This is a genomic window from Oxynema mangrovii CENA135 (genome assembly GCF_016632315.1).
Lineage (GTDB): Bacteria > Cyanobacteriota > Cyanobacteriia > Cyanobacteriales > Laspinemataceae > Oxynema > Oxynema aestuarii.
This window is the reverse complement of the sequence record NZ_JAEOXH010000001.1, coordinates 2,020,240-2,044,415: the sequence shown is the minus strand read 5'-3', so window position 1 is coordinate 2,044,415 and position 24,176 is coordinate 2,020,240. Positions and strand designations below refer to the sequence as shown.

The 24,176-nt window shown below is 51.2% G+C and carries 21 protein-coding genes; 5 read left to right on the top strand and 16 right to left on the bottom strand.

Annotated elements, in window-relative coordinates:
* Nucleotides 1-31: 31 nt before the first annotated feature.
* The gene (gene ilvA, locus JJD41_RS08115; protein ID WP_255547248.1) at nt 32-1,564 is read right to left on the bottom strand and encodes a threonine ammonia-lyase, biosynthetic; all 1,533 of its coding nucleotides are present in this window, start codon (nt 1,562-1,564) and stop codon (nt 32-34) included.
* Between the two features lie 209 nt (nt 1,565-1,773).
* On the opposite strand from ilvA, the gene JJD41_RS08110 reads away from it, so the two are divergent.
* On the top strand, nt 1,774-2,667 hold the full coding sequence (locus JJD41_RS08110; protein ID WP_200665477.1) for a hypothetical protein: 894 nt from the start codon (nt 1,774-1,776) through the stop codon (nt 2,665-2,667).
* A 26-nt stretch (nt 2,668-2,693) separates the two neighbouring features.
* On the opposite strand, the gene JJD41_RS08105 is transcribed toward JJD41_RS08110, so the two are convergent.
* The 7 genes from JJD41_RS08105 to JJD41_RS08065 all read right to left on the bottom strand — a co-directional run bounded on the left by JJD41_RS08105 (nt 2,694) and on the right by JJD41_RS08065 (nt 9,038).
* On the bottom strand, nt 2,694-3,203 hold the full coding sequence (locus tag JJD41_RS08105) for a hypothetical protein (protein WP_200665476.1): 510 nt from the start codon (nt 3,201-3,203) through the stop codon (nt 2,694-2,696).
* Nucleotides 3,204-3,215: 12 nt separating this feature from the next.
* A complete protein-coding gene (locus JJD41_RS08100; RefSeq protein WP_200665475.1) occupies nt 3,216-3,554 on the bottom strand; it encodes a PadR family transcriptional regulator in 339 nt (112 codons plus the stop codon).
* Nucleotides 3,555-4,579: 1,025 nt separating this feature from the next.
* Nucleotides 4,580-4,654 (bottom strand): nucleotidyltransferase domain-containing protein, encoded by a 75-nt coding sequence (locus tag JJD41_RS25675; protein ID WP_200667156.1) that lies wholly within the window; start codon nt 4,652-4,654, stop codon nt 4,580-4,582.
* Between the two features lie 102 nt (nt 4,655-4,756).
* Nucleotides 4,757-5,557, bottom strand: a complete 801-nt coding sequence (locus JJD41_RS08080) for a hypothetical protein (RefSeq protein WP_200665473.1) — start codon at nt 5,555-5,557, stop codon at nt 4,757-4,759.
* Between the two features lie 29 nt (nt 5,558-5,586).
* Nucleotides 5,587-6,501 (bottom strand): Npun_R2821/Npun_R2822 family protein, encoded by a 915-nt coding sequence (locus JJD41_RS08075; protein WP_200665472.1) that lies wholly within the window; start codon nt 6,499-6,501, stop codon nt 5,587-5,589.
* 10 nt (nt 6,502-6,511) lie between these two features.
* Nucleotides 6,512-7,513 (bottom strand): Npun_R2821/Npun_R2822 family protein, encoded by a 1,002-nt coding sequence (locus JJD41_RS08070; RefSeq protein ID WP_200665471.1) that lies wholly within the window; start codon nt 7,511-7,513, stop codon nt 6,512-6,514.
* A 235-nt stretch (nt 7,514-7,748) separates the two neighbouring features.
* Nucleotides 7,749-9,038: a Glu/Leu/Phe/Val family dehydrogenase gene (locus JJD41_RS08065; protein ID WP_200665470.1), complete on the bottom strand. Its 1,290-nt coding sequence runs from the start codon at nt 9,036-9,038 to the stop codon at nt 7,749-7,751.
* A 637-nt stretch (nt 9,039-9,675) separates the two neighbouring features.
* On the opposite strand from JJD41_RS08065, the gene JJD41_RS08060 reads away from it, so the two are divergent.
* Nucleotides 9,676-10,269 (top strand): DUF4126 domain-containing protein, encoded by a 594-nt coding sequence (locus JJD41_RS08060; RefSeq protein ID WP_168570088.1) that lies wholly within the window; start codon nt 9,676-9,678, stop codon nt 10,267-10,269.
* 79 nt (nt 10,270-10,348) lie between these two features.
* Here the strand turns inward: JJD41_RS08060 and hemH are convergent, their stop codons facing one another.
* Nucleotides 10,349-11,512 carry a ferrochelatase gene (hemH, locus tag JJD41_RS08055; RefSeq protein WP_200665469.1) on the bottom strand — a complete coding sequence of 388 codons (1,164 nt, stop codon included), beginning with the start codon at nt 11,510-11,512 and terminating at the stop codon, nt 10,349-10,351.
* Nucleotides 11,513-11,620: 108 nt separating this feature from the next.
* Here hemH and JJD41_RS08050 point away from each other — a divergent pair, with 108 nt between their 5' ends.
* Nucleotides 11,621-12,247: a class I SAM-dependent methyltransferase gene (locus tag JJD41_RS08050; RefSeq protein ID WP_200665468.1), complete on the top strand. Its 627-nt coding sequence runs from the start codon at nt 11,621-11,623 to the stop codon at nt 12,245-12,247.
* A 58-nt stretch (nt 12,248-12,305) separates the two neighbouring features.
* On the opposite strand, the gene JJD41_RS08045 is transcribed toward JJD41_RS08050, so the two are convergent.
* From JJD41_RS08045 to JJD41_RS08030, 4 genes are all read right to left on the bottom strand, one after another.
* Complete coding sequence (locus JJD41_RS08045) at nt 12,306-12,863, bottom strand: Rab family GTPase (protein ID WP_200665467.1); 558 nt, start codon at nt 12,861-12,863, stop codon at nt 12,306-12,308.
* 5 nt (nt 12,864-12,868) lie between these two features.
* Nucleotides 12,869-15,754 carry an OmpA family protein gene (locus tag JJD41_RS08040; RefSeq protein ID WP_200665466.1) on the bottom strand — a complete coding sequence of 962 codons (2,886 nt, stop codon included), beginning with the start codon at nt 15,752-15,754 and terminating at the stop codon, nt 12,869-12,871.
* 113 nt (nt 15,755-15,867) lie between these two features.
* Nucleotides 15,868-16,476 (bottom strand): hypothetical protein, encoded by a 609-nt coding sequence (locus JJD41_RS08035; protein WP_200665465.1) that lies wholly within the window; start codon nt 16,474-16,476, stop codon nt 15,868-15,870.
* Between the two features lie 82 nt (nt 16,477-16,558).
* A complete protein-coding gene (locus JJD41_RS08030; RefSeq protein WP_200665464.1) occupies nt 16,559-16,786 on the bottom strand; it encodes a hypothetical protein in 228 nt (75 codons plus the stop codon).
* 29 nt (nt 16,787-16,815) lie between these two features.
* Here JJD41_RS08030 and gatB point away from each other — a divergent pair, with 29 nt between their 5' ends.
* Both gatB and argJ read left to right on the top strand, forming a co-directional pair.
* Nucleotides 16,816-18,300, top strand: a complete 1,485-nt coding sequence (gene gatB / locus JJD41_RS08025) for an Asp-tRNA(Asn)/Glu-tRNA(Gln) amidotransferase subunit GatB (protein ID WP_200665463.1) — start codon at nt 16,816-16,818, stop codon at nt 18,298-18,300.
* Between the two features lie 700 nt (nt 18,301-19,000).
* Nucleotides 19,001-20,242 (top strand): bifunctional ornithine acetyltransferase/N-acetylglutamate synthase, encoded by a 1,242-nt coding sequence (argJ, locus tag JJD41_RS08020; protein ID WP_200665462.1) that lies wholly within the window; start codon nt 19,001-19,003, stop codon nt 20,240-20,242.
* 69 nt (nt 20,243-20,311) lie between these two features.
* Here argJ and pgsA read toward each other — a convergent pair whose 3' ends face one another.
* The 3 genes from pgsA to JJD41_RS08005 all read right to left on the bottom strand — a co-directional run bounded on the left by pgsA (nt 20,312) and on the right by JJD41_RS08005 (nt 23,984).
* Nucleotides 20,312-20,848: a CDP-diacylglycerol--glycerol-3-phosphate 3-phosphatidyltransferase gene (gene pgsA / locus JJD41_RS08015; protein ID WP_168570079.1), complete on the bottom strand. Its 537-nt coding sequence runs from the start codon at nt 20,846-20,848 to the stop codon at nt 20,312-20,314.
* A gap of 137 nt (nt 20,849-20,985) precedes the next feature.
* Nucleotides 20,986-21,708, bottom strand: a complete 723-nt coding sequence (locus tag JJD41_RS08010) for a sugar transferase (protein ID WP_200665461.1) — start codon at nt 21,706-21,708, stop codon at nt 20,986-20,988.
* A 470-nt stretch (nt 21,709-22,178) separates the two neighbouring features.
* Nucleotides 22,179-23,984, bottom strand: coding sequence for an acetate and sugar kinases/Hsc70/actin family protein (locus tag JJD41_RS08005; protein WP_200665460.1), 1,806 nt, complete (start codon nt 23,982-23,984; stop codon nt 22,179-22,181).
* Between the last annotated feature and the right edge of the window lie 192 nt (nt 23,985-24,176).

Here is a 24,176-nt window from a genome sequence, read left to right as displayed (position 1 = left end):
GTCGCAGAATGTTCCCTATTTGTCCTCAGTTTTACGCCAAAAATAACTTATAGGCTGGATTTTGATTTTCGTCCCAATAGCGATAATCCAACGAATTTAGAAATGCCTGCCATTCTTCCATTTCTTCCGGGGGAACCTGCATTCCTACCACAATCCGTCCGTAGTCGGAACCGTTATTGCGATAGTGGAATAAACTAATATTCCAATTGCGGCTCATCGAACTGACAAATTTTAATAAAGCCCCGGGACGTTCGGGAAATTCAAACCGATAAATTAACTCGTTGTGGGCGAGGGGCGATCGCCCGCCGACCATGTGACGCAAGTGTAGTTTCGTCAATTCGTCATCGGTTAAATCGATGGTTTTAAAGCCATTGGCTTGAAAAGTTTCTACCATTTTGGCGGCATCGGCGCGGTTTTGAATTTGCATTCCGACAAAAATATGCGCTTCTTTTTCGTCGGCAATGCGATAGTTAAATTCAGTTAAATTGCGCTTGCCAATACATTCGCCAAATTTACGCAAACTGCCGGGAGTTTCGGGAATGGTAACGGCAAAAATTGCCTCGCGACGTTCCCCCAATTCCGCTCGTTCGGCGACAAACCGGAGGCGATCGAAATTCATATTTGCCCCGCAGGCGATCGCCACTAAAGTTTGTCCCTCAATTTGCTCCCGTTCCACATAGGCTTTGGCCCCGGCGATCGCCAAAGCCCCGGCAGGTTCTACAATCGATCGTGTATCCTCAAAAACATCTTTAATCGCCGCACAAGTATCGTCCGTACCCACTAAAATAATATCGTCAATATACTGCTGGCACAGGCGAAATGTTTCTTTGCCGACCGATCGCACCGCCACGCCGTCCGCAAATAACCCGACTTGCGGCAAACGCACGCGATATCCGGCTTTGAGCGATTGGTGCATGGCGTCCGCATCCACGGGTTCGACCCCGATCACCTTAATTTCCGGGCGCAAACGCTTGACATACGCCGCAACCCCCGCAATCAAGCCCCCACCGCCAATAGCGACGAAAATCGCGTGAATCGGTTTTTGATACTGGCGTAAAATCTCCATACCAATTGTTCCCTGTCCGGCGATCACGTCGGGATCGTCAAACGGGTGAATGAAGGTCATTCCTTTCTCACTTTCGAGCTGGCGGGCGTATGCATAGGCGTCGTCATAGGTCTCGCCGTGCAGGACGACCTCGCCGCCACGGGCTTTGACCGCATCGACCTTCACCTGGGGCGTGGTCACGGGCATGACAATGATGGCGCGGGTTCCCAACCGCGAGGCGCCGAGGGCCACCCCTTGAGCGTGGTTGCCCGCCGACGCCGCAATCACCCCTTGAGCGAGCAAATCCGGCGGCAATTGAGCCATTTTGTTGTAAGCGCCGCGCAATTTAAAGGAAAACACCGATTGCATGTCTTCCCGTTTGAGGAGCAGTTGATTGTGCAGGCGCGCGGACAAATTCGGCGCGTATTCTAAGGGCGATTCTTGGGCGACGTCGTAAACGCGAGCGTTGAGAATTCGGGTGAGATAATCAGAGTACATGGCGGTTGAGGGCGAGTGCAAAAAGCGGATGGAGATTTATTTTACGTCACGAAGGTGTTTTTCTGTAGGGGCGATCGCGCGGGCGGCTTCAATAGCGATCGGATTCACCGACGATTTATCGATAAATAATAATGGTTGTGATTGTTAATTTTCAAGATCGAATCCGAGGCGATCGCCCCAAAATTCGATACAATTAAACTATTGTCTTTCCCTAAAAAGAGGTTCCCGTTGTGGACAAATCGATCGTCGAATTAGTTGATGGATTGCCGACGGATAATATTACCGTTAAAGTTTTAAAAGCCGTCGATTATTTAATGCCCGGTCAGTGGGAGAATATCGTCGGATTTGACAACACCATTGTTGCGGTGACGGGCAAAACGAAGCCGAAGAAAATCGCCAAAATCCGCGATCGCGCGATCGCCCTCTATAACGACCCCAAAAATGGTTATCAAACTGCCGTCAAACTTTATCAAACCATCGATAAAGCGGACACGGCGATGGCTGCGGCGGCTTTAGCCAACAAAGTTGGCGAAAAAATTGGCTTTTTATCCTTTTTAAGCAAAATTACCCCGAAAGCAGACCAAACTCAAAGCGTCGATCTGATTCTGAAACTGGCTGTTGAAGTTATCGCCTATTGCAAGCTCAACGGCATTCCGCAGCCCAATCCCCGCGAGTTTGCCAGTGCGTTGACCAACAACTACCAAGATGCGGCCTTAATGCGGATGAATGCTTTAGTCTGTCTCGATGCCTTAGTGCCGTTGGGTCCGGATTTTCTCGGCAAGGTTCACAGCATTATCGACAATTCAGATGCGAGTGTAGTGGCGAGCAATCCAGTATTTTTAGCCGTAAATAATGCAATTCCCGGCAGTAGTAATTCCGATAAATTTGGCTTTATTACTCAAGGATTTAACTCGGTTCAAGGCTGGATGAATGGGTTAGTAGCCAAGACGGGTGTAACCCCTCAAAAAATCTCCAGTCGCCTCGGACAATTCATTCAATTTACTGACGACAATCTCGATTTTGTCGCCGCTTTTTTAGATCAAACGACCAATTATTACGAGCATACGGGAATCCAAACCGTAGCGCGGAAATTGATTGTAGATGCGGCGACGAAGTCCGACTAATCGGGATTTGTGCGAGGGGCGATCTCCTAGCGTCTCTGTAGGTGCACCGCCCAGCGTCGCAGTTTGAGCCGGGCGACTGTAACACAAAGTGCAATCAGTCGCCCGTAAGTGAGGGCGGTGACTTGCCAGGGGCGATCGCCCTCGTCGAGCATTTGCCGACGGGCGAAGAGGATATCATGCAGCCAATCTTGATATTCTTCCCACTCGCGAGGGGCTTTGCGGGCAAGGGTTTGGGCGATCCAGTCGGCGAATTTTACGTCCCCTTGCAAGCTCGGGGCGCCACGATCGCCGCGCGATCGCCCGGTCGCGAGTCGGTGTTGTCGGTAAGCCCAAACACTCACGATTGCTACCAAGCCGCTTAAGGTTATACCTATCCCTAGGGCGATTTTTACCGATAGTCCCCAAGCCACCAACAGCGCGGTTATGGCCAGTATTGTGAGATAAATAGCCAGTTCGCCGAACAGATACAGGAGCGATCTCGCCAGTGTTTGCACGAATCGGGCGATCGGATGGGGATTGCGAAACCGTCTTGACATGGTGAAACAACCTCAGAATGCAGGGTTTAAGTCTTGTAAGGTTTTCAGAAATGTTTGTTTTTTCTCGATCGCCCGGATCCCGGAACCCGTGATTTTGTAGTAACGCCTGCGGGCGCCCGTGGTTTCGTCGGGTCGTTCGTCCCCCCATCGGGAGGTCACGAAACCGCGTTTTTCGAGTTTGCGTAAGGTCGGGTAAAGGGAACTAAAACCGATCGTGCGATCGCCGTGACTCGCTTGGGCGATCGCGTTCATAATCTCCAAACCGTAGCGTTCGCGAAACATCAGTGCATTGAGGATCGCTTCTTCGGTCAAGGTCAGATTGAGGGGGTCGTCTGCTTTCCGGTTCGCCATAGACGCAGGGGGGGATCTCTATTCTTCCATTATATATTCAAAATTTGAATATAGCCATCCGGAGGAGTCCCGGGACGGGCGATCGGGCTGAATTTACGAGACTTCAACCGTTGACATCACATCGGCGAGGACTGCTTTCGAGAAATATTGGTTAAAGGAGAATGACCGATCTTTCCTCTTCTGCATAGGCGATCGGATTTTCTGACAGTTCGATGAGTAAAACACCTACATCTTTGCTGTATTTAATTCTTTTCATACAGCAATTCGCGCTGTTATGAGGTACAAGAGGCAAAGATCCCCCCAACCCCCCTTAAAAAGGGGGGCAGTGAAAGTCCCCCTTTTTAAGGCTCCTGTGAACCATATACGGGGTGAGCGCGCCAGTGAACTTAAAAAGGGGGGCAGTGAAAGTCCCCCTTTTTAAGGGGGATTTAGGGGGATCGAAATGTAGCGCAGAACAGCGAAAACTGCTGTAACGACTTTTCATCTCTAGATAAACGGCGATCGTTAAGATGAAACTGCCATATTCACGATACACAACAGGTAATACTAAACTTTCGTTTAACTCTTTGTTTGGCAATTTTGTTATCTTGTTGTTCTTGTTCTACACGATCGGGAAATTGAATCGTTTCAACAATCAATTCGCGACTGAGAGAAATTTCTCTATTTTCAAGAAGATCTATTTTTAATAAACTACGATCGCTAAATCGGAAATCTATTGACATATAACAATTCTAAATTCTAAAAGTTTAAAATATGTCAATAGATTCCTGGCTTTATAAAAGAATTAGATTTAATAGAATTCATGAGCTTGAGAAATGCTAAAATTTAGCATCAAATATTCAATCACTACTGACAACCGCGACATGAATCTGTTGAACCGATTCTAAAATATTTGCCCGTCCGATCTAATTGTGACTTTGAGCGATCGCCTGTGGGGTCACCCAGTCCACCGCGCGTCCGAAGAGAATTTTTAACTCGCGTTTCCTGTAAGTCAATTTTAAGCCCCATTTAGCATCGGCTTCACTTCACAAAACAACCATAACGTCAATATTGCTTTCCGGTCTGAAATCCTCTCGCAAAAACGAACCAAATAAATACAGTTCTTAAACTTTACATTTTTGACCAAATTGGATGAATTTTTACTAGTTGATATTAACCTTTAAAGGGATCTCTAATTTCATTTTTCTCTAGACCATCACTCTCTATTCCGAATCATTTGTATTCGATCCATAATAAAAATCAAAATCTTCGATCGCCGCAGTTAAGCGAGTTGCATTCAAGCGGTAATAATAATCTAAACGTTGTTTGAAATTCTCGAATAAAGGAGGAGATGAATTTTTACGAGATGTATCTAAATTTTGAATAGCTTGAGTCAACTTTTGCCAATTTTCATCTCGATTGACTTGCCATCCGACCTTCGCCGCCGCCAAACCGATCGCATTTCCACTTCCCGAGTGAATTCCATGCAATTCTAAATAAGTGCCAATTTCCCCCCAAGTTTTAACAAACTCGATTTCTTTACCGAAATCCCGACGAACGACGAACGCAGATTCGCCAATCCAATCGACTTTTTCTAAATCAAGATCGAGTTTATCGGCTAACTGTTGCATATATTTTAATTGCTGGGGATTGTTTCGGGTCACGTGTTCGATTAAATTTTCGTGATTTCCCGTAATTCCCGGCGGAAACGCGATCGCCTCTACGGGATTGACAATGCGACTATCCGCATCAATATGGATAACCGTTGCAAAGTCAACCAACGCCTTTTCAATGACAAAACGTTTGTCATGATAGCAATGTAAAATCCCTTTTTTTCGATGTTTGAAACCAAAAATTTTGATTCCATATTTACCGCTAAAGGATTGAGGATCGTCCGTGTAAATATATAAAGAAACCGCAGGACAGTATTTTTCTAAATCCCCGATCAATTCACGGGCTAATCCCCGATATTTTTCTCCCAAGGCTAAGGTTGAAAAACAAAAATTATAATTCGAGTCGATCATCTTGTTGGTTGCAATTCCTGAAATAAAAACTAATCAAACTTCCTTTTTATTTTACCAATAATTTGTTGAAAAAGATTGGGGGAAACTGGGGGTTGCGGCGATCGCTTCGGCTTGGGTTCGTTCAAATAGCGATAATGTTCCCAAATCTCCCAATAAGGACAACCCGGTTCGATACGAATTCCCGCCCAATGGAGGTATTGTAAAGGCTGTTTTACATCCGGATCGATCGGGATATTGTCTTCTATTGTAAATTTAGCACTGCCCGCCCAACTTCCCGGGGCCCCACCGGGACGGCGGACAATATTAAACCGTCGGGGAATCCGCTTGAGCATCATGTAATTAACGATCGGTTGATCGGAGGTTTTTTGAGAAAAATCAAAATATTCTGGATGGCGGGCGCATTCGTTAAAACTATCGTATAAATCTTGCTCGGAAATTAAGTTTTTCTTCGATCCCCAAAAGCCGCCATTAAAAATATCTTTAACCTGTTCTTGACTAAAGATATTATCTTCAAAAATTTTGTCTGTAAAGACGTTTTTGATGCCCCCGACAAACTGGTAATCGCAATAAATAAAATCGTATTCTTGTAAATAGTCTAAATTATCAACAATTTTTTCAAAAACGACGATATCCGTGTCGATATAAAGAAATTCGTCGAAAGGTCCGAACCAGCACGCCTGCTTGCGAAATTGATTGGGACGGGCAAAAAAATTCTCTCCAAAAATAGATTGTAAATTTTCAGATAAGCGTTTAATAAAATCGAGATCTTCGTACACAGTAACCCCATATTTTTCGCCGATCGCCGCGTACAGTTGCCGATAATTGTCATCGTAAGGAATCAGAACGATCGCCGTTTCGCGATCGTGCAATCGAATACTGTTGAGGAGGGCAATCGTCTGCTCGATCGCGCGATCGTTGGCGGTAATATAAATGCCACGGGTCATCAAATTTTCCTCACTTTTTTAATTTCAATTTTCTGAGAAGACGCGCTGTCAAACTCGGCGGTGGATTGTAAGGTTTAGGTGTTCCACGAAACTGCGGTCGCTTCTCCGGTTCGTGTAAATAACGGTAGTGTAAAAAGGTTTCCCGATAAGGAAAATCAATATTTTCACCGCGACAAAGTTGCTCAAAAACACCAGAAGATAAGCCAATATAATGCAAGTAAGTCAGGCGAACGCCACAATCGTAAACTAAATGGTCTCGTTGTTCAAAATGGGGCGAAGTGACACAGCATCCCGTCGCGCGACCGGGGGGCCAATGTCGGGTAAAATTGCAAACAGATAAACCCGATCGCATCATCATGTAATTAATAATCGTTTGATCCGGTGCATTCGGATATAAAACTTCCGCTTCTCCTGCTTTCAGATGCGACAGTAACCATTCTTGTTTAGCTTCGTCAAATAATCCTTTTTTCGAGCAGTACAAGCCCGCACAAAAGATGTTTTGAAGACGATCGCCCGGAAACAGTGCTTCTAGTTTTGGAGTAGAACGGAAAACATGAGCTAAATCTTTATATTGATAGTCGTAAACTACCGCATCGAATTCATCCAGTCTGTCAAAAAAGGGGTGTAACTTATCGAGAATTAGAATATCGGCATCTAAATAAATAAAGCGGTCGAAAATTCCGTCAAATCCACAAAAGCGGCGGTGCATTCCCAAGCGATAAATTCCATTACTTCCGGCGATTCCTTTTTGTTGCCAAACGGGAATTGCATCGGGATGAGACTGCCAAATTTCCGTTGCAAATTCCTCCCAATGATTGAGAATTGTTTTATCTTCAAACAGCTCGACATTCGGGCGCGATCGCAACTCCTGGCGGAGGCGATCGAGGCGATCGTCGTAAGGAATAATACAAACGGGAAAATCTTGTCCGGCGTTCACTTCAATACTGTTAAGTAAGGCGATCGCCTGGTCGAAAACGATATCATTCGCCAGGATATAAATACCGTCAGTCATAGCTGGGTTAGGGGAATGGGGAAGGGGTTGTCGGGAGTTGCGAGGTCGGATAGAGATCGAGAGAGGTTCCTTTTAAAGTTTAGCGGTTTGGGGCGATCGCGGCAATGGCAAAACGCGGCGATCGCCCCGGGAATAATCCTATTAAAATTAAAGCCAAAGATTAAAGCCAAAGAAAAGAGCGATCGCCTCCTTCCTTTGGCCGATATTTTACGAAGCCAACTAAAATTAGAGCCGCTTAATGCTGGGAGTTGTAATAATCTCGGGTTCCTTTGGCACTGAGGGCTTCTCCGAGGCGGTTCAAACCGTGGACGTAAGCCGCCGTTCGCATCGAAATTGCAAATTCTTGCGAGATTTCCCAAATACGTTCCGTCTCTTCAACAATTTTCTGTTTCAAGCGTTGGTTGACTTCATTGAGAGACCAATACAAACCGTTGCGATTTTGAACCCATTCAAAATAGCTGACCGTGACCCCTCCGGCGTTGACTAAAATATCGGGAATCACGTAAATTCCCCGTTCTTCTAAAACCAGATCGGCGTCGGAACTAATCGGACCGTTGGCGACTTCAAAGATATATTTGGCTTTAATGTCTTTGACATTCTCTTGAGTAATTTGATTTTCTAAAGCGGCGGGGATGAGAATATCGACATCGAGGGCCAAGAGTTCTTCGTTAGTAATCACCACATGTTCGACAATATTGCAAACCGTCCCTTCGCAGTAAACCGCTTGAATGCTGCGATTCGATTCTTTGTACTGTCGGATGCTGGGGATGTCGAGTCCTTGCTTGGCGTAAATTCCGCCTTTGGAATCGCTGACGGCGACCACTTTATATCCCGCTTTGGAGAGGAGGTCCGCGACGACGCTACCCGCATTTCCGAAGCCTTGAACCGCGACGGTGGTCTCGGCGGGGAGGCGATCGAATTTTTGCATGAGGGTTTCAATGGCGAAATAGGCGCCCGTTCCCGTGGCGGTGTTGCGTCCCAAACTACCGCCGAGGGTGACGGGTTTTCCGGTGATGGCGGCGGGGTTGAGACTGCGACGGATGATGTTGTATTGGTCCATCATCCAACCCATAATTGTGGGGTTGGTGTAAACGTCGGGGGCGGGGATATCGACATCGGGGCCGATAAAATCGGCAATGGCGTCGATGTAGCCGCGACTGAGGCGTTCGAGTTCGAGTTTGGAGAGGCTTTTCGGGTTGACGGCGACACCGCCTTTGGCGCCGCCAAAGGGAAGGTTGAGGACGGCGCATTTAAAGGTCATCCAAAAGGCGAGGGAGGTCACTTCGTCGAGGCTGACGTTGGGATGGTAGCGGATGCCCCCTTTTCCCGGACCGCGCGTGTCGTCGTAGCGGACGCGATAGCCGGGAAAAATTTTGAGGCTGCCGTTATCCATACGAACGGGGATGGAAACGCTCAAACTGGCTTTCGGATATTTTAAATATTCGAGGGCGTCTTCGGAAATGGAAACGTATTTCATCGCCCGTTCGAGGCGGGTACTGGCATCGGCAAATAATGAATCGTGCATAGTCCGACGAGTCTCCTATTGTTAATTTTAGGGGGAAGAGAAACCCCACATTTAGGGTTCGACGGCTGACTCGAATTCACGGCAAAAAACGGGAAATTCCCGATCGCCCGAGGGGTCGTTTCGTTGTCGATCTGGCATCGGTCGTGGCGAGATCGGCGATCCCCTGCCGATGGAAATAAGCATTAGTGCAATCAAAGGCTGTTTTGATACGCTTTGCTTATTAACGAGTGGTTCGAGCCTTGAAGGAGTCTCTGAATCCCGATAACTGTATTATAAGTTACAGTTTTTTGTTTTGGTTTCAGTTATAAAACTCACTTTTTAAATGAGCGCGATCGCCACTTCCGTAAAAATGCCCTTGAAAAATTCTGATTTTGTGGCATACCGAAAATCACCCGAGGCGATCGCGGGCGATCGGGAGCGAGAATACAATGCAAGTTAAAATAAAATCTCTAGAAGGGAGAATCGACAAACCCCATTTAGAGGACAAAGCTTTAGACTAAAGAAGAGGGATGCACTAACCCCAAGCCGATCGCGAGTCTTGCAATGTTTGCCCTTGAAGCGCGCCCGCGATCGCTCCCCCCTACCCCAAACCCTTTGTCACACCGTTTGCTCTCTTCGTGCAGGCAAAAAAAACACTATGATCGCACTGCTTGCGGCACTCTCCGCCTCGGCTGCCGGGGGGTTGAGAATTGCCTTACCCCTACTCTTAATCGGTTTGTTACAAAGCGATACACTGTGGGCGCGGGTTCCCCTACTGTCTCGGTTTTCCCCGGAAGTCACCCTCGGCGTCCTCGTCAGTTGGTCGTTGTTCGAGTTATTCGCCTCCAAACAACTGTGGGGTCAGCGCCTTTTACAACTGGTTCAACTGATCTTGAGTCCCCTCGTCGGTGCGATCATGGGGATGGCGATCGCCACCGCCACCACCACCGAAGCCAGCGACATCCCCGAAATCTCGATCGCGATCGTCGGGATTGTCGGTGGATTGCTCGCCCTCGTCCTCCAACTCGTTCAAGTCGGTTGGTTCTACCGACTCGGAAAACTGCCCCTGTGGGTCATCCTTTCCCAAGACGGTCTTTGCGTCGCCCTCGTCCTGCTCGCCTTCGATTCCCCCAAAGAAGGCGGCACGATCGCCCTACTCCTACTGTGGCTGGCGATTCGCAGCTCCCAAGAATGGTACAAATGGTATCTCAACCGACCTCGGGGCCAACACCCCACCCACAAACCGGACTGAGCGCCCTCGCCAAGCATCCGCACAAAAGCATCCACAGACAGAGAATGTAGAGACGCGACAATCCGCGCCTCCAATCCCCTCAAAGCAAGCCCACATAGTGCAAAGGACCGTGACCGCTAATCAACTCGATCAACAAAGCAATAAAGCCAATCATCGCCAAGCGTCCGTTCCAGACTTCCGCCGCCGTCGTCATTCCCCATTCCCAACGTTCTTGCGGGTACATCTTGAAATTCTCTTCCGGACGCATCACGTCCTCAAACTTCAGACTCGGCCCGTCAAGGGCTTCGAGGGTCATCGCCGCGAGATCTTCGATAAACACCGGATGGGTATTGAGGGCCGGGACGCGCTGAAAATTATCGATTCCCGCTTCTTCGGCGAGTTCGCGATATTCGATATCGATTTCTTGCAAGGTTTCGATATGTTCCGAGACGAAACTAATCGGTACCACTAGTAAATCCTTCACCCCGCGATCGCCGAGTTCCACTAGGGCGTCTTCCGTATAGGGTTTGATCCATTCCACCGGACCCACCCGACTTTGATAGGCGAGGGTATGTTCGTTCGGTCGATTCAGGGTTCGTAAAATCAGCTCGGTACATTCTTCGATCTCGCGCTGGTAGGGATCCCCCGCTTCCTCCACGTAGCTCGAGGGGACGCCGTGAGCGCTGAAGAAAATATGCACCCCGTCGGGATGGTCAAAGCGATCGAGTTCTTGGGCGATCAGCTGCGCCATCGCGTTGAGATAGCCCTGGCGCTTGTACCACGAGGGAATGACCGTATATTTGACCCGCTCGAAATAGGGGTCTTCTTGCCATAACTTTTCAAGAAGACGGAAACTCGACCCGCTCGTACTGATAGAAAATTGCGGGTAAAGCGGCAAAATGACCAGTTCTTCCACCCGATCGCGCTTGATCCGTTCGAGGGCTTCCTCGGTGAACGGGTGCCAGTAGCGCATACCGATATAAACTTGCGCTTCGTGTCCGTCCTGTTGCAGGAGATCTTGAAGGGCGATCGCCTGTTCTTCCGTAATCCGTCGCAGGGGAGAACCGCCCCCAATTTCGCGATAATTGTCCTCCGACTTCTGCGTTCGCAGGCTCGAAATCAGCCATGCTAGGGGACGCTGCAACCAGCGAAACGGCAACCGAATAATTTCTGGATCGGAAAAAAGATTATAAAGAAAAGGACGGACATCTTCTAGTTGTTCCGGTCCTCCCAAATTAAGGAGCAATACCCCAACACGGCCCATAGTAGTTATTGTTTCCCAAAAGTTTTCATTTTCGTTACCGATTTTAACAATAAACTGGTTGGATAAGTTACTCTGCGATCGAACCGACACCGCAACGAGGGATCGACTGTGGCAACAATTCTCAGAGACTGGAGTTATCGATATCAGTGGCTTTACGACAGCATCTCCGCCGTCGCCGCTCTCGCCGTCGGCGGTCCGCGTCGCTTTCACCACTTACCGCTTCAAGGGGTCACCCTCACCCCAGACAGCGCCGTTCTCGATTTGTGTTGCGGCAGCGCCCAAGCGACTCAATATTTGGTGAAGTATTCGCAAAATGTCACCGGACTCGATGCCTCTCCTCTCTCGATAAAACGGGCTAAAAGCAACGTACCCGAAGCCGATTACGTCGAAGGTTTTGCGGAAAATATGCCATTTTCAGACGCTCGGTTCGACCTCGTGCATACCAGCGTCGCCCTCCACGAAATGCAACCGGACCAACTGCGCCAAATCCTCGCCGAGGTCTATCGCGTCTTGAAACCGGGGGGTCAATTCGTGCTGATCGACCTCCACCGTCCCACGAATCCGCTTTTTTGGCCGGGTTTGGCGGCTTTTATGGCCTTATTTGAAACTGAAACCGCGTGGCAACTGATCGAAACGGACTTACCTGCTTTACTGCGCGAGGCGGGATTGGCGGTGCAAGAGTGCCAACTGTATGCCGGGGGGACGTTGCAGAGGATTCGCTGTTGTAGAGTGTAGATTTTAGAGTGTAGATTTTAAAGCGGGCGTTCTGCCCGCGTTAGAGAAACTACAGAAACTATTTGGCGGGTTCGAGCATGGTGTAGGAGAGTTTTTCAAAAATCGAGTCTACATCCTTACCCGTTTTCGCGGAGGTCGTGAACGTGGCGATCGCCCGCGATCGCTCCGCCTCGGACAGGCGATCGAGGGAAGCTTTGGCAATTCCCAAGAGCATCGGTAATTTTTCCGGTTCGACCAAATCAGTTTTATTGAGGGCGATCGCCACCGAACCGGACTTGTTGACCGAAGCGAATAACTTGATATGTTCGTCGATGCGATCGACCGTTTCCTCCCGAGTCAAATCCGCCACCACCAGCGCCCCACTCGACCCTTGCAAGTAAGACGGGGCGATCGCTTTGAACTTCGTATGACCTTCCAAATCCCAAATCAGCAACTGCAAACTGACATCGCCACGATCCTGAACGTCAGTGAGCTCGACCGTTTTGCGCGAGATCTTCACCCCGACCGTAGACAAATAGCGATCGCTGAATTCCCGTTCCACAAATCGGCGAATTAAACTGGTTTTACCCACCCCAAAATCGCCGATCATGCACATTTTCTTAGAAATCTTCGACATGATGGTTATTTCTCGCTCCCTGATGCCATAAGCTCGAACAGAACGACCCGACTTAACAATAAAGGTTGATTCGATTCCACATCCACCGGCCCTTCGCTCTTACCGATCGCGTGCAATCGTTGCTCTGCCACTCCTTGACGGATCAGTGCCTCGCGCACCACTTGGGCGCGTTTGAGGGCGAGTTGTTGGTTTTTCTGCGGATTTCCGGTGCGATCGCTGTGACCGACCAGACGCAGATGTTGCCGGGGATATTCGTCGAGAATGCCTTTAATCCGAGCTAGGGTTTCTTGATAAGAAGGCTTGAGTGCGACAGAACCCGGTTCAAAATAAATCCGCGTCGAGATTGCCAACGGGTCGAACTCGATCGCGCTGACGACCGACTGCACCCCGGGAATTTGGCGCATCGCTTCCGTAATTTTATCCACGTCGGCGATCGCGCGCACGGTTCCCTTCACACTCACTTGGCGATCGTCATAACGGCTAGTAATTTCAACCCCTTCAATTTGATTGAGAACCGCCGTCACCCGTTCGACTTCCGCCCGGACTAACACCGGATCCGGCGGCACGTCAACGGCGATAATTTGATTGTCGATCGCGCGATCGCCCACCGCTTCGGCGGCGATCGCCCCCGCTCGTTCCCGTAGCGGTTCGTTCGGCAACTTGCCATCGAGGGTGACCCGATCGCGATCGGCGTCCACTTCCAGCCGATACACCGCCAATTCCGGCGTCCCCGATAACGCTTCGATCGCTTGTCGTTCCACCTGACGGTCGAGACGATCGCGATACTCGTGAATTCCCCAAGGAATCGCCACCAAAGCGGCGATCGCCCCACACAATGCCATCAGTGCGTAAGGTTCGACGGGCTTTTTACTCGCTTCGCTGGTCATCAAATCCGCTAAAAGCTGTTCGACGGGATGGGGAACCGTTTCCGGATCCCCGTCGAATCCCTCAACCTCCTCCCCGTATTCGAGAATAATCGTTGCGAGGGTACGGCGAATTTTCTCGATAAATTTCTTCGAGGGAACCCCTTGAATCACCACCGCCAGATAACAGTATCCCGCGACTTCGATCGCGATCTGCGAGTCGCCGTATTCGATTTGGTTGAGTTCGGTGGTGTCCCCACTCTGTACGATACAGTCGTTGACAAAACTGCGAATCGCCGTCAGCATCCCGGCGACCATCTCCGATTCCAGGCGCTGACTGCCCGATTGTTGGACTTCCGCAATCACCAACCCCGAACCTTTATGGATCAAAAAGATCGCCGGGACGATAAACGGTATCGATTCTTGCAAAATTAACTCGGCTTCGCTCACCCCTTGAGCCGTGGCGCGGATTTTGCGCTGGATCCCTTCCATGCTCAAGGCGTTGGACACTTTTTCGTTAATCGTGCGAATCGCCTCGGCCATATATTTAGAAATCGTGTTGCCGATCACGGGATAGAGAGCATCGACCATCGCATCGCGTTCGACGCGGATCTGTTCTTTGATCGTGCGTCCCATTTCCGGCGCCAGCACTTTGGCGATCGAGTCGCGATCGAGCCGAATTTGCTCCCGAATTGCCGCCGCCATTTCCGGCCCGATCGCCTTGGCGACTTCATCGGGACAATCGCGGATTTGCCGGGCGATCGCACCGGGTAGCACGGTGGCGATCGCCTCGCTCATCGCTACCCGGTTTTGGAGCGATCGGTTTTTAATCACTTCGTCGATAATCGGAACCAACGCTTGAGCCACATCATCTTTCGATTCGGCGACTTTGCGATTGAGAAGTTCCGTAATCAACGGCAACAACAAGTTAATCAGTTTTTGGGGTTCGTAAATCTGGCTTTCGAGGTTTTTTAAGTGTTCTTCGACCCGCAAGAGCAACTCGTTCAAACTCGCCAAGTCATACGTTCCTAACAATTGCTGCACGCGCTCGATTTCAGATAACTTCGTTCCGAACAAGAGCGTTTGCAAGTCTTGTAAAGGATCGTCGCCGTCCTCGGCAGACTGCATGGACGACGAGGGGGACGATCGCGCTACGATCGCCGTCGATTCGCTCGCGACTGCCTTTTCTAGGCCAAAATTCAACTTGGAGGTTGTTTCCGTGGCGTCTTCCTCCTCGTCGGTCCCTTCCGTGGCGGGATCCGCCTTGGCTGTCGCTTCGGGAACGAGCTTGACCTGAGACGATAACTCGACCTCCGAGAGTTGGGTCGGTCCGGGGGGGCGATCGTTGGCGAAATCGGCGTCTGAACCTAAGAGGAGGGCGCTTAAACCCTCGAGGATCTCCTGTTGTGAAGAAAGTTCGGTTTCGGGTTCTCGTTGCGTTTCTGCTTCAGTTTCGGTTTCCGCTTCGGTTTCTAGTTCCGTTTCGCTGTCTAGCCCCAGGGTTGAGTGGGACTCGTCCAATTCGCCGGGGTTTTCCGCTTCGGTTTCGCTGTCTAGCCCTAGGGTTGAGTGGGACTGGTCCAATTCGCCGGGGTTTTCCGCTTCGGTTTCGCTGTCTAGCCCTAGGGTTGAGTGGGACTGGTCAACTTCGCCGGGGTTAACTACCGAGTCATCTTCCGAGGCGATCGCGGGGTTGCTCTTTTCCGGGGTAGACCCCTCCCTTGTCGTCTCGGATTCCAGTTCCAGGGATGCTACAGGGGGGATGGATTCGTGGGCGAGGGGCGAGGCATTCGATGCACCTAACTCCCCCGACTCGGGCGCTTGTACCTGCAGCCCTTTGGCTTCGGAGAGGGCCTCGCCCCCCGGTCGATGCCGAGGGTTGCCGTTGAGCAATTCTAACAATAAATCTCGTAACGTATCGATCGCGTCATCCGCCTGGGCGGCTGGTTCGCTAATTTCCCTCGGCGCGCTACACCCAAGATTTTTGTCTTGCTTCCTCTCAACTGATGTATTCTTCGGTAGAGCCATTGCATCCCCCTGTGAGCGTTCGCTTAAAATTTGGCTTGGACTCGGTTGTGAGACTCCATCCTCTAGAAAGCGTAGCTATCTATATTTTCCCCAACGGTCGAGAGCGACGGATTTTAGGCGTGCTCGTCGCGATCGCCCATCAACAGATCTCCCGTGATTTTGGTTTCTGCCGCTTCTCGCAGTTCGGGAACGAACTCGGTTCCTTTGAGCCTCATCCCAATCTCAAACATGATTTCGGCCATGTCATCCCGCGCGATTTTGATATCGGTCAAACTCGAAAAACGCCGTTCGATTTCTTCAAACACCCGATCTCGCAGGTTATGAATGTCTTCTTGTTGTTTTTGGCGCGTTTCTAAGAGTTGGTCGCGAATCGCGTTGGTTTGTTTGTCTACTTCCTCATCTAAAGATTCAATAGTATTCGATAATTTAACTCGGGTGCGATCGATTTGCTGACGCATGTCAGCAATTTCTTCCTGACTATTCAAACTTAAAGATTTGATCTTCTTTTCTAAGGAATCGATCGCGCCACGCAATTCGGAAGAGGACGTCGCTTTCACCTCTTCAATGCGGTTGCGGAACTCTTGCTGCAACATGGCCAAGTTCGATTCGATCTGCTCGAAGCGGGTACTGTATTCCCTCATCTGAGGGCCGACAATGATTTCGCGAATCTGGTCGATATTTCCCAGACGCTCTCGCATTTCTTCACGAGTCAGTTCGCTCATTCTAAATACCTCCAATCCCTTAAAGGTGGACGACAGGACACTAAAAGATTAGCTCGTTCTCCGTGAATTGACTAGAGGGAAATTAAATGAATTTGACGGCCCGTTTGACTTTGGCCGTTTTTTGATTTGGGGCGATCGCCTCGAATGCAGCAGGGGTGGGGGGCATATCCCTACGCTCGTCGGTGCCGCATCCCGATCGGTCGGTCGATCGCGATCGCCCCACTTCCTTAATTTTCCCACGTCCTCGCCGTCCCTGACGAAGTTGCGCGATCGCCCTTGCAAGCCGCACGGCGATAAAATAAAGACACACCTCATGGATATGTCCTAGTTTTAGCAATTATGACCATAGCTGCGCCCGTGAGCACCCAATACGAAGCCATCATCGGCTTGGAAACTCACTGTCAACTCAGTACCCAAACCAAGATTTTTTCCGGGTCTTCCACCCACTTCGACGCCCCACCCAATACCAATATCGATCCGGTGTGCATGGGACTGCCGGGGGTGCTTCCCGTATTGAACGAGAAAGTTCTCGAATATGCGGTAAAAGCGGGTTTGGCCCTCAATTGCGAAATTGCAACGTACAGCAAATTCGACCGCAAGCAGTATTTTTATCCGGATTTACCCAAAAATTATCAAATTTCTCAGTACGACTTGCCGATCGCCAAAAATGGCTGGCTGGAAGTCGAAATCGTCGATGAAGACGGCAACGCCACCCGCAAGCGCATCGGGATCACCCGCGCTCACATGGAAGAAGATGCGGGCAAACTGGTTCACGCGGGCAGCGATCGCCTCTCCGGTTCGGCCTATTCCCTCGTAGACTACAATCGCACCGGGGTTGCCCTGATCGAAATTGTCTCGGAACCGGACATGCGATCGGGTCAGGAAGCGGCGGAATACGCCCAAGAACTGCGCCGGATCGTCCGCTATCTCGGGATTAGCGACGGCAACATGCAAGAAGGTTCCTTGCGTTGCGATGTCAATATTTCTGTACGTCCCGTCGGACAAGAGGAGTTCGGCGTCAAGGTCGAAATTAAAAATATGAACTCGTTTAGCGCGATCGCCCGGGCGATCGATTACGAAATCGACCGCCAAATTACCGCGATCGAAGCCGGAGAGGCGATCGTTCAAGAAACCCGTCTCTGGGAAGAAGGGAGTCAACGCACGATTAGTATGCGTACTAAGGAAGGTTCCAGCGATTATCGCTACTTCCCCGAACCGGATTTAGGCCCGATCGAGGTTTCCGCCTTCCAACTCGAAGAGTGGAAGTCCGAACTCCCGGAACTCCCCGCCGAAAAACGTCACCGTTACGAAACCGAATTGGGTCTTTCTCCCTACGACACCCGCGTTTTAACGGAAGACCGCCAAGTGGCCGAATATTTCGAGGCGACGGTGGAATCCGGCGGCGATACCAAACAAGCCGCTAACTGGATCATGGGCGATATTACGGCTTATCTGAAAAACGAAAAACTCAATATTACCGAGATCGCCCTCTCTCCGAGGGATCTCGCCGAGTTGATCGGGTTAATCGACTCGAAAACGATCAGTGGCAAAATTGCCAAAGATTTACTTCCCCAACTGCTCTCGGACGGCGGTTCGCCCAAAAAGTTGGTCGAAAGCAAGGGCTTGACCCAAATTTCCGATACGGGCGAGTTGGAGAAGATTATCGACGAGTTACTCGCGGCCCATCCCCAGGAAGTCGAACAATTCCGTAATGGGAAAACGAAACTCAAGGGCTTTTTTGTCGGTCAGGTGATGAAACGCACGAGCGGACGCGCCGACCCCAAACTCACCAATCAACTGCTCGAACCGAAGTTAAAAGGTTGAGTCGAGCGATCCGGTTGAGTGCAGAGGCGCGATCGCGTCTCTGTTTTTTTGTCGCATTCTCGGCTACGAGGACGGCGATCGAACCGCTAAACCCCTACAATCTAAATAGATCGAGATCGCTCTCTATTGTCTCGATCGACGGATTCGGCCTCACTCTTTATAAAAATTTTAATTTTCGACCGCGAAAATTTGCGATTTCTTCACAAAGATTTACCCCATTTTTTTCGTCTTTCTCTCCCGCGATCGCCCCTCCCCAGCCCCTACGATTTCCCTCAATTTTAAGTTTGCTATTTTTTTAATATTTTTTGAAAGTCCCTATTTATTGGTAGATTTAACCCAATTTTATCGCTGAAATCTACAATTTCAATCTTAAAATCTCAAGTCTAAAATCCCCTTCTCCACCGCGCGATCGGCATTTTTTGGCGCAAAAATATGGGGTTTGACCCCACATCCTAAAACTGGTATCTTGTGGTATAAAGATGCACCCTGATGGTAGGGAGAGGTGGTTTGACATCTCTCCCTTTTTTTGTGCGATCGGCCTGAGAAGGGAGTTTGAGAGTTGAGAGTTGAGATTGAGAGGGCGATCCTGACGTTTTAACCGGGGTCTCGTGCCGACTCCCTCCTCCCTCATTCCTCTTTCTACCAACAACTTTGAGATATAATCCCCTGACGACAACGCCGCATACAGTCGGGAGGAAAGATGACAGACTGGCAGGAAATATCGGGAGGGGTGACGGCACCGAGAGGTTACCGTGCTGCGGGGATTACCGCAGGGTTGAAACCGTCGGGGGCGCCGGATTTAGCCTTAATTTATTCAGAAGTAGAAGCGATCGCCGCCGGAGTCTTTACCACGTCTCAGGTACGCGCCGCTTGTGTGGACTATTGCCGCGATCGCCTCAAAGCAAAAGCAAGCGCCCGCGCGATTTTGTGCAATGCGGGACAGGCGAATGCGGGCACGGGAGAACTCGGCTGGGCCGACGCGATCGAATCTGCCGAATTGCTCGGACGAGAACTGTCTCTCTCTCCTCAATCCATTCTGCTCGCTTCCACGGGAGTGATCGGACAGCGCATCCGCATGGATGCCATGCGATCGGGCATTCCCCAGCTCGTCGCCGCCGCCTCCGAACAGGGCAGCGATGCCGCAGCGCAGGCGATCTGCACCACCGATTTAGTCCCGAAAACGATCGCCCTAGAAACCACTTTAGAAGGGCGTCCGGTCAGAATGGGCGGCATTGCCAAAGGATCGGGCATGATTCACCCGAATATGGCGACGATGTTAGCTTTTGTCACCTGTGACGCCACGGTTTCCCCCCATCTCTGGCAGGAGATGCTCAAACGCGCTGCCGATCGCAGTTTCAACCAGGTGACCGTTGACGGCGATACCAGCACCAACGACACCCTGATTGCCTTAGCCAACGGTCAGTCCCGCACGGCGGCGATCGTCGAACCCGGTCCGGCAGCCGATCGCCTGGAAGCCATGCTCACCGCCGTCTGTCAGCATCTTGCCAAGGCGATCGCCCGCGACGGCGAAGGCGCGACCTGCTTGCTGGAAATCCAAGTGACAGGCGCCCCGGACGACAAAGCAGCCCGTCAAGTGGCTCGCACGATTGCCGGATCCTCCCTCGCCAAATCCGCCGTGTTCGGACGCGATCCCAATTGGGGACGGATTGCCGCCGCCGCAGGTCGGGCCGGAGTGCGCTTCGACAGCGCCCACTTACGCATCGAACTCGGCGAGTTCTTGATGATGGACAACGGTCAACCCCTCAATTTCGATCGCGACGCCGCCAGCGCCTACATGAAACAAGCGGCAGCCGGAGAATATCTCAAAACCGATACGGTCTTAATCCGGGTTGACTTGGGAAGCGGATCCGGTTCTGGGGTCGCGTGGGGCTGCGATCTCAGTTACGACTACGTAAAAATTAATGCGGAGTACACGACCTAAGCCGAATGGCAAAAGCCCCCGATTTGGGGGCTTTTGTTCTTTTTTGGCTGAAGTTCTGCTGAAAACGGTTCACGACTTTTCAGTTACCACAGGCTGCGGCCACAAGTAGATCGCCCCGGAAATCACGGTCAGGGCAACGGATACCCAAAAGGCGGTGAGTTCTAAGGTTATCCAGCGATCGGAAAGCGGGGCAATCAATAAGGCGATCGCGAACATCTGACTGACGGTTTTTAATTTTCCCCACAAATTGGCGCCGCTAATGGCGCTACTGCCCGTCAGCGCCGGATTGACCCGCCATCCCGCGATCGCCACTTCCCGCGCCAAAATGATAAAAACACCCCACGCCGGAAGCTCTCCGAGTTCGACGATCGCCAGCAACGGCGCCAGTACCAACAATTTATCCACCAACGGATCGAGAAACTTCCCCAACTCGGTCACTTGATCCAGTTTTCGCGCTAAATAGCCGTCGAGCCAATCGGTCCCGGCAGCCACCAGAAACACCGCCAGACAGATCCAACGCAAGCTTGGGGTTGGGTTGTGAAGTCCGTAGAGCAGAACCGGAACCCCTAAAAGCCGGGAGAACGTGATCCAAGTGGAGAGAGTCATGATGGGCAGATCGCGCCTTCTTTAATGCGCCTCATTCAAACAGTAACGTAGGGGCAGTCCCAAACGGTCTAGCCCCTACGTTACCATTTTTTCGGTTGCCAATCCATCGACCCGACTTCGAGATCGATCGCCCCGATTTAACAAGCGCCTGTCTTGTTGAAAACCACTTGAATGGTTTTGACAATCAACAGCAGATCGTAACTCACGGACCATTTGCGCTGATATTCGAGATCGAGGTGGATCACTTCCTCGAAGTCTTTGATACTGGAACGACCGTTCGTTTGCCATTCCCCCGTCAATCCGGGTTTGACATCGAGCCGTTTTAAATGATGTTTGTGATAGCGTTCGACTTCGGCTTGCGTCGGCGGACGGGTTCCGACCAAACTCATATCGCCTTTGAGAACGTTCCAGAATTGCGGCAGTTCGTCGAGGCTGGTGCGCCGTAGGAACCGACCGACCCGAGTCACTCGGGGGTCTTGCTCGTTTTTAAACAGATGTCCGTTCACTTGGTTGTTGACCAAGTGTTGCAATTGTTCGGCGTTGACTACCATCGAGCGGAATTTCCACATCCGGAAGGGACGCCCTTTATAACCGCAGCGAATTTGACTGAAGAAGATCGGGCCGGGACTGTCGAGTTGCATCGCGATCGCGATCGGCAACAACAACAATCCGGTGAGCATCAAACCGACTAACGCTCCGACAATATCGATCGCCCGTTTGACTTTACTGTAGACCGAAGGATGCACCTGCTCCATTGCGGGATGAAGCTCGTAAGTTTTTTCTAAAAAAGCACTGGTAAAAGACGATTTGGAATCGTTGGTGTTTACAGAAATTGGAACAGGGATTTCAGAGGTCGTCATCACAGTTCTCACTCGTCTCCTCAAAAGTGTCGCTTCGCCTCTCTCTACCGTTACTATAATCAACTTCTTCAAAATTGCATCCCCTCTAGGTCGCAGTTTTGCTCAATCTTTGAAGTTTCGAGGCTTTTGTAAAGTTCTATTATTTTTTTCTCTCGTGGCAAAATATTATCATCTCCGTAGGGCGATCGAACATCTGTCGTTGGGTAGAGGATCTCGAAAAACCGAGGAGCCAAAACCGGGGAGTGCTTTTCTAGAAAAGGGTTAGGCTTTCCACGGAGCGACCGGACGATCGCGCGATCGCCGATCGATCTTATACTCGAAAATCGCTGAATATGTATCTATAAATTTAGAGATGTTTGCTCGATCGCCAACGGGTTAGTTTTTTGACCTATTGTTTTTTTAATATCTATAGCTCGGCGTCCGTTTGTGGTATACTTCCTCGTTTATGCCCTCGGCGAGGGGCGATCGCCTCACGAAAAATCGGACAACTGGAGGGGGAGGGGTTCGTCGAGTTGTTGGTAAATCCGCGAGGCGAGAGCTTTGAGGTAGTGACGGAAGCGGCGAGCCTGTTCCTGGTTGAGACGGTATAGGCGATCGCCCGTACGCTCGAACAAGGGCGCCGTCGGATCGAGGGGATAAGAACTCGGGTCTTGAAACGCAGCCAGCACCCGATCGCCGAGTTCGGAAGAAAACATCAACCCCGGGGGGAGCTGACCGTCGAGTAAAGCGCGGATGCGGCGATCGTTCCCCTGGGGGTGAATCCCGCGACGTTCCAGGCGCCGGATCGCCTCCGTACTCGAAAACGGCTCGTCTCCCACCGCATCGATCAACTCCGAGAGTAAAAAATAGTCGTTGTACTGCTGGCGGCTGAGATCCACAACCCGGGGCACCGACGCCACACTCGCCAACCCTTCCGTCACCCGGTTGTAAACGCGAACGTCCGCCGGATGGGAACCCGGGGAAACGGGCCAATCCCAAGATAGAGCGGCATTGGGCAGTTTTTGGCGCAACCAGGTCGCGATCGCCCCCGTGCGCGTCGTCCCGCCACTGCATACCGCATAGGCGATCGCCTCTACCGTCATCCCCGTAGCGACTAACAACCCATTGAGTTCGCGATTGAGGGACTGAATAAACGGCCAAAACACGCGACGTTCCAACTCTCCCGCCGAAATCGTCACGGAGCGATCGCCCAATTGTACCGTCGTTTGAGGTTCCATTTGCAACGTCAGTTTCAACTGGCGCGCCGTCGAGCGCCATCGAGCGCCCCGTTCCCCGGACAGACGCTGGGCCAAACGGTAGCGCTGGGGTAAATCCGGCTGACCGGGACGGGGAAGGTCCAGATCGGCGATCGCCCGCCACAGGGGAAACGACGAATCCCGCCACTGTTGCGGTAACAAAAGCTGACAAATAATATCTTGATCGATCGCGTCGCCGCCGAGGGGAATTCCGTGTAAGTGAACGTCGCTGCGGCGTAAATTTTGCCAGGGGTCGGGAACCTTGGCGAGGGCGAATTCCGTGCGACTGGCCCCCGCTTCCACCGCCAACACCGTTCCCGCGAACGCCTCTCGACTCGGATCCGTCGGCAATAACGACAGCAAAGCGGCGATCGAATCTTCTAAAATCACCACTTGCTGGGGATGGCGGACTAACTGCGCCGCCAACACCGCCTCGCGCACGTTAAACCCGTAACAATCGGGCCAGGACGCCGGACCGGAAACCACGACCCCCTTGAGTTGGGCGATCGCCGCCGCGAAGCGATCGGCTTCCAAACCTTTCGCCGCCGCCACAAATGGCAAGCTCTCCGGAAGCGCCGCCGGGTTTAAAGTCCGCAACAACCGTTGCAAACCGCCGACAAAAGAGCGCAAACTCAGGCGCCGTCGTTCGGTCCAATATAAAAGGGGTTCGCAATGAAACAATTCGGGAACCACCTCTCCCGTTCCTTGTAGGGAAGCGGGGGAGCCACTACCGGACAGTCCGAACGCCAACCACGGCTTAAACCCCTCGATCCCGATTCCGGCGTCGGCGATCGACACTTGCGCCGGAAGACGCCAGCAACACGAGCGATCGTCCTCGGGAGACCCTTCGCGAACGCCCCCTCTAGACGAGACCCAGTAAATCGGATAGAGTTCGCTGCGGTTACTTTCGCCGTTTGGGGTCTGTTCGCGAACGAACAATGCTGCGGAAACCCCCGTCGTGCCGAAATCGATGCCCAAATACCAATGGGATCCCCGCTTTTGGGCGGCTAAATCTTGGTGGAGGAAACTCGCAATAGTCACAGGTAATGGTTTATGCGGTGATGGGGTGGCGTTTGCGTATAGTCTTCGCCATGGCTTCGCGCTTGGCGCTTAGGGTCTCTGGAAGAGAAGCGCCCAACTGGCGAATGGCGCTGACGGGCGCTCCCCGTGGAAACTCCCCGGCGGGCGATCGCCTCTCTCCCCTGGACTGCTGACATTTTAGCTTGATGCGGG

Coding starts and splice junctions, on each gene's coding strand:
- JJD41_RS08045 (WP_200665467.1), bottom strand. CDS start 12,863: ATGTCGAAGATTTCTAAGAAAATGTGCATGATCGGCGATTTTGGGGTG.
- JJD41_RS08010 (WP_200665461.1), bottom strand. CDS start 21,708: ATGACGACCTCTGAAATCCCTGTTCCAATTTCTGTAAACACCAACGAT.
- JJD41_RS08080 (WP_200665473.1), bottom strand. CDS start 5,557: ATGATCGACTCGAATTATAATTTTTGTTTTTCAACCTTAGCCTTGGGA.
- gatB (WP_200665463.1), top strand. CDS start 16,816: ATGACCATAGCTGCGCCCGTGAGCACCCAATACGAAGCCATCATCGGC.
- JJD41_RS08060 (WP_168570088.1), top strand. CDS start 9,676: ATGATCGCACTGCTTGCGGCACTCTCCGCCTCGGCTGCCGGGGGGTTG.
- JJD41_RS08065 (WP_200665470.1), bottom strand. CDS start 9,038: ATGCACGATTCATTATTTGCCGATGCCAGTACCCGCCTCGAACGGGCG.
- pgsA (WP_168570079.1), bottom strand. CDS start 20,848: ATGACTCTCTCCACTTGGATCACGTTCTCCCGGCTTTTAGGGGTTCCG.
- hemH (WP_200665469.1), bottom strand. CDS start 11,512: ATGGGCCGTGTTGGGGTATTGCTCCTTAATTTGGGAGGACCGGAACAA.
- JJD41_RS08075 (WP_200665472.1), bottom strand. CDS start 6,501: ATGACCCGTGGCATTTATATTACCGCCAACGATCGCGCGATCGAGCAG.
- JJD41_RS08100 (WP_200665475.1), bottom strand. CDS start 3,554: ATGGCGAACCGGAAAGCAGACGACCCCCTCAATCTGACCTTGACCGAA.
- JJD41_RS08040 (WP_200665466.1), bottom strand. CDS start 15,754: ATGGCTCTACCGAAGAATACATCAGTTGAGAGGAAGCAAGACAAAAAT.
- JJD41_RS08070 (WP_200665471.1), bottom strand. CDS start 7,513: ATGACTGACGGTATTTATATCCTGGCGAATGATATCGTTTTCGACCAG.
- JJD41_RS08105 (WP_200665476.1), bottom strand. CDS start 3,203: ATGTCAAGACGGTTTCGCAATCCCCATCCGATCGCCCGATTCGTGCAA.
- JJD41_RS08035 (WP_200665465.1), bottom strand. CDS start 16,476: ATGAGCGAACTGACTCGTGAAGAAATGCGAGAGCGTCTGGGAAATATC.
- argJ (WP_200665462.1), top strand. CDS start 19,001: ATGACAGACTGGCAGGAAATATCGGGAGGGGTGACGGCACCGAGAGGT.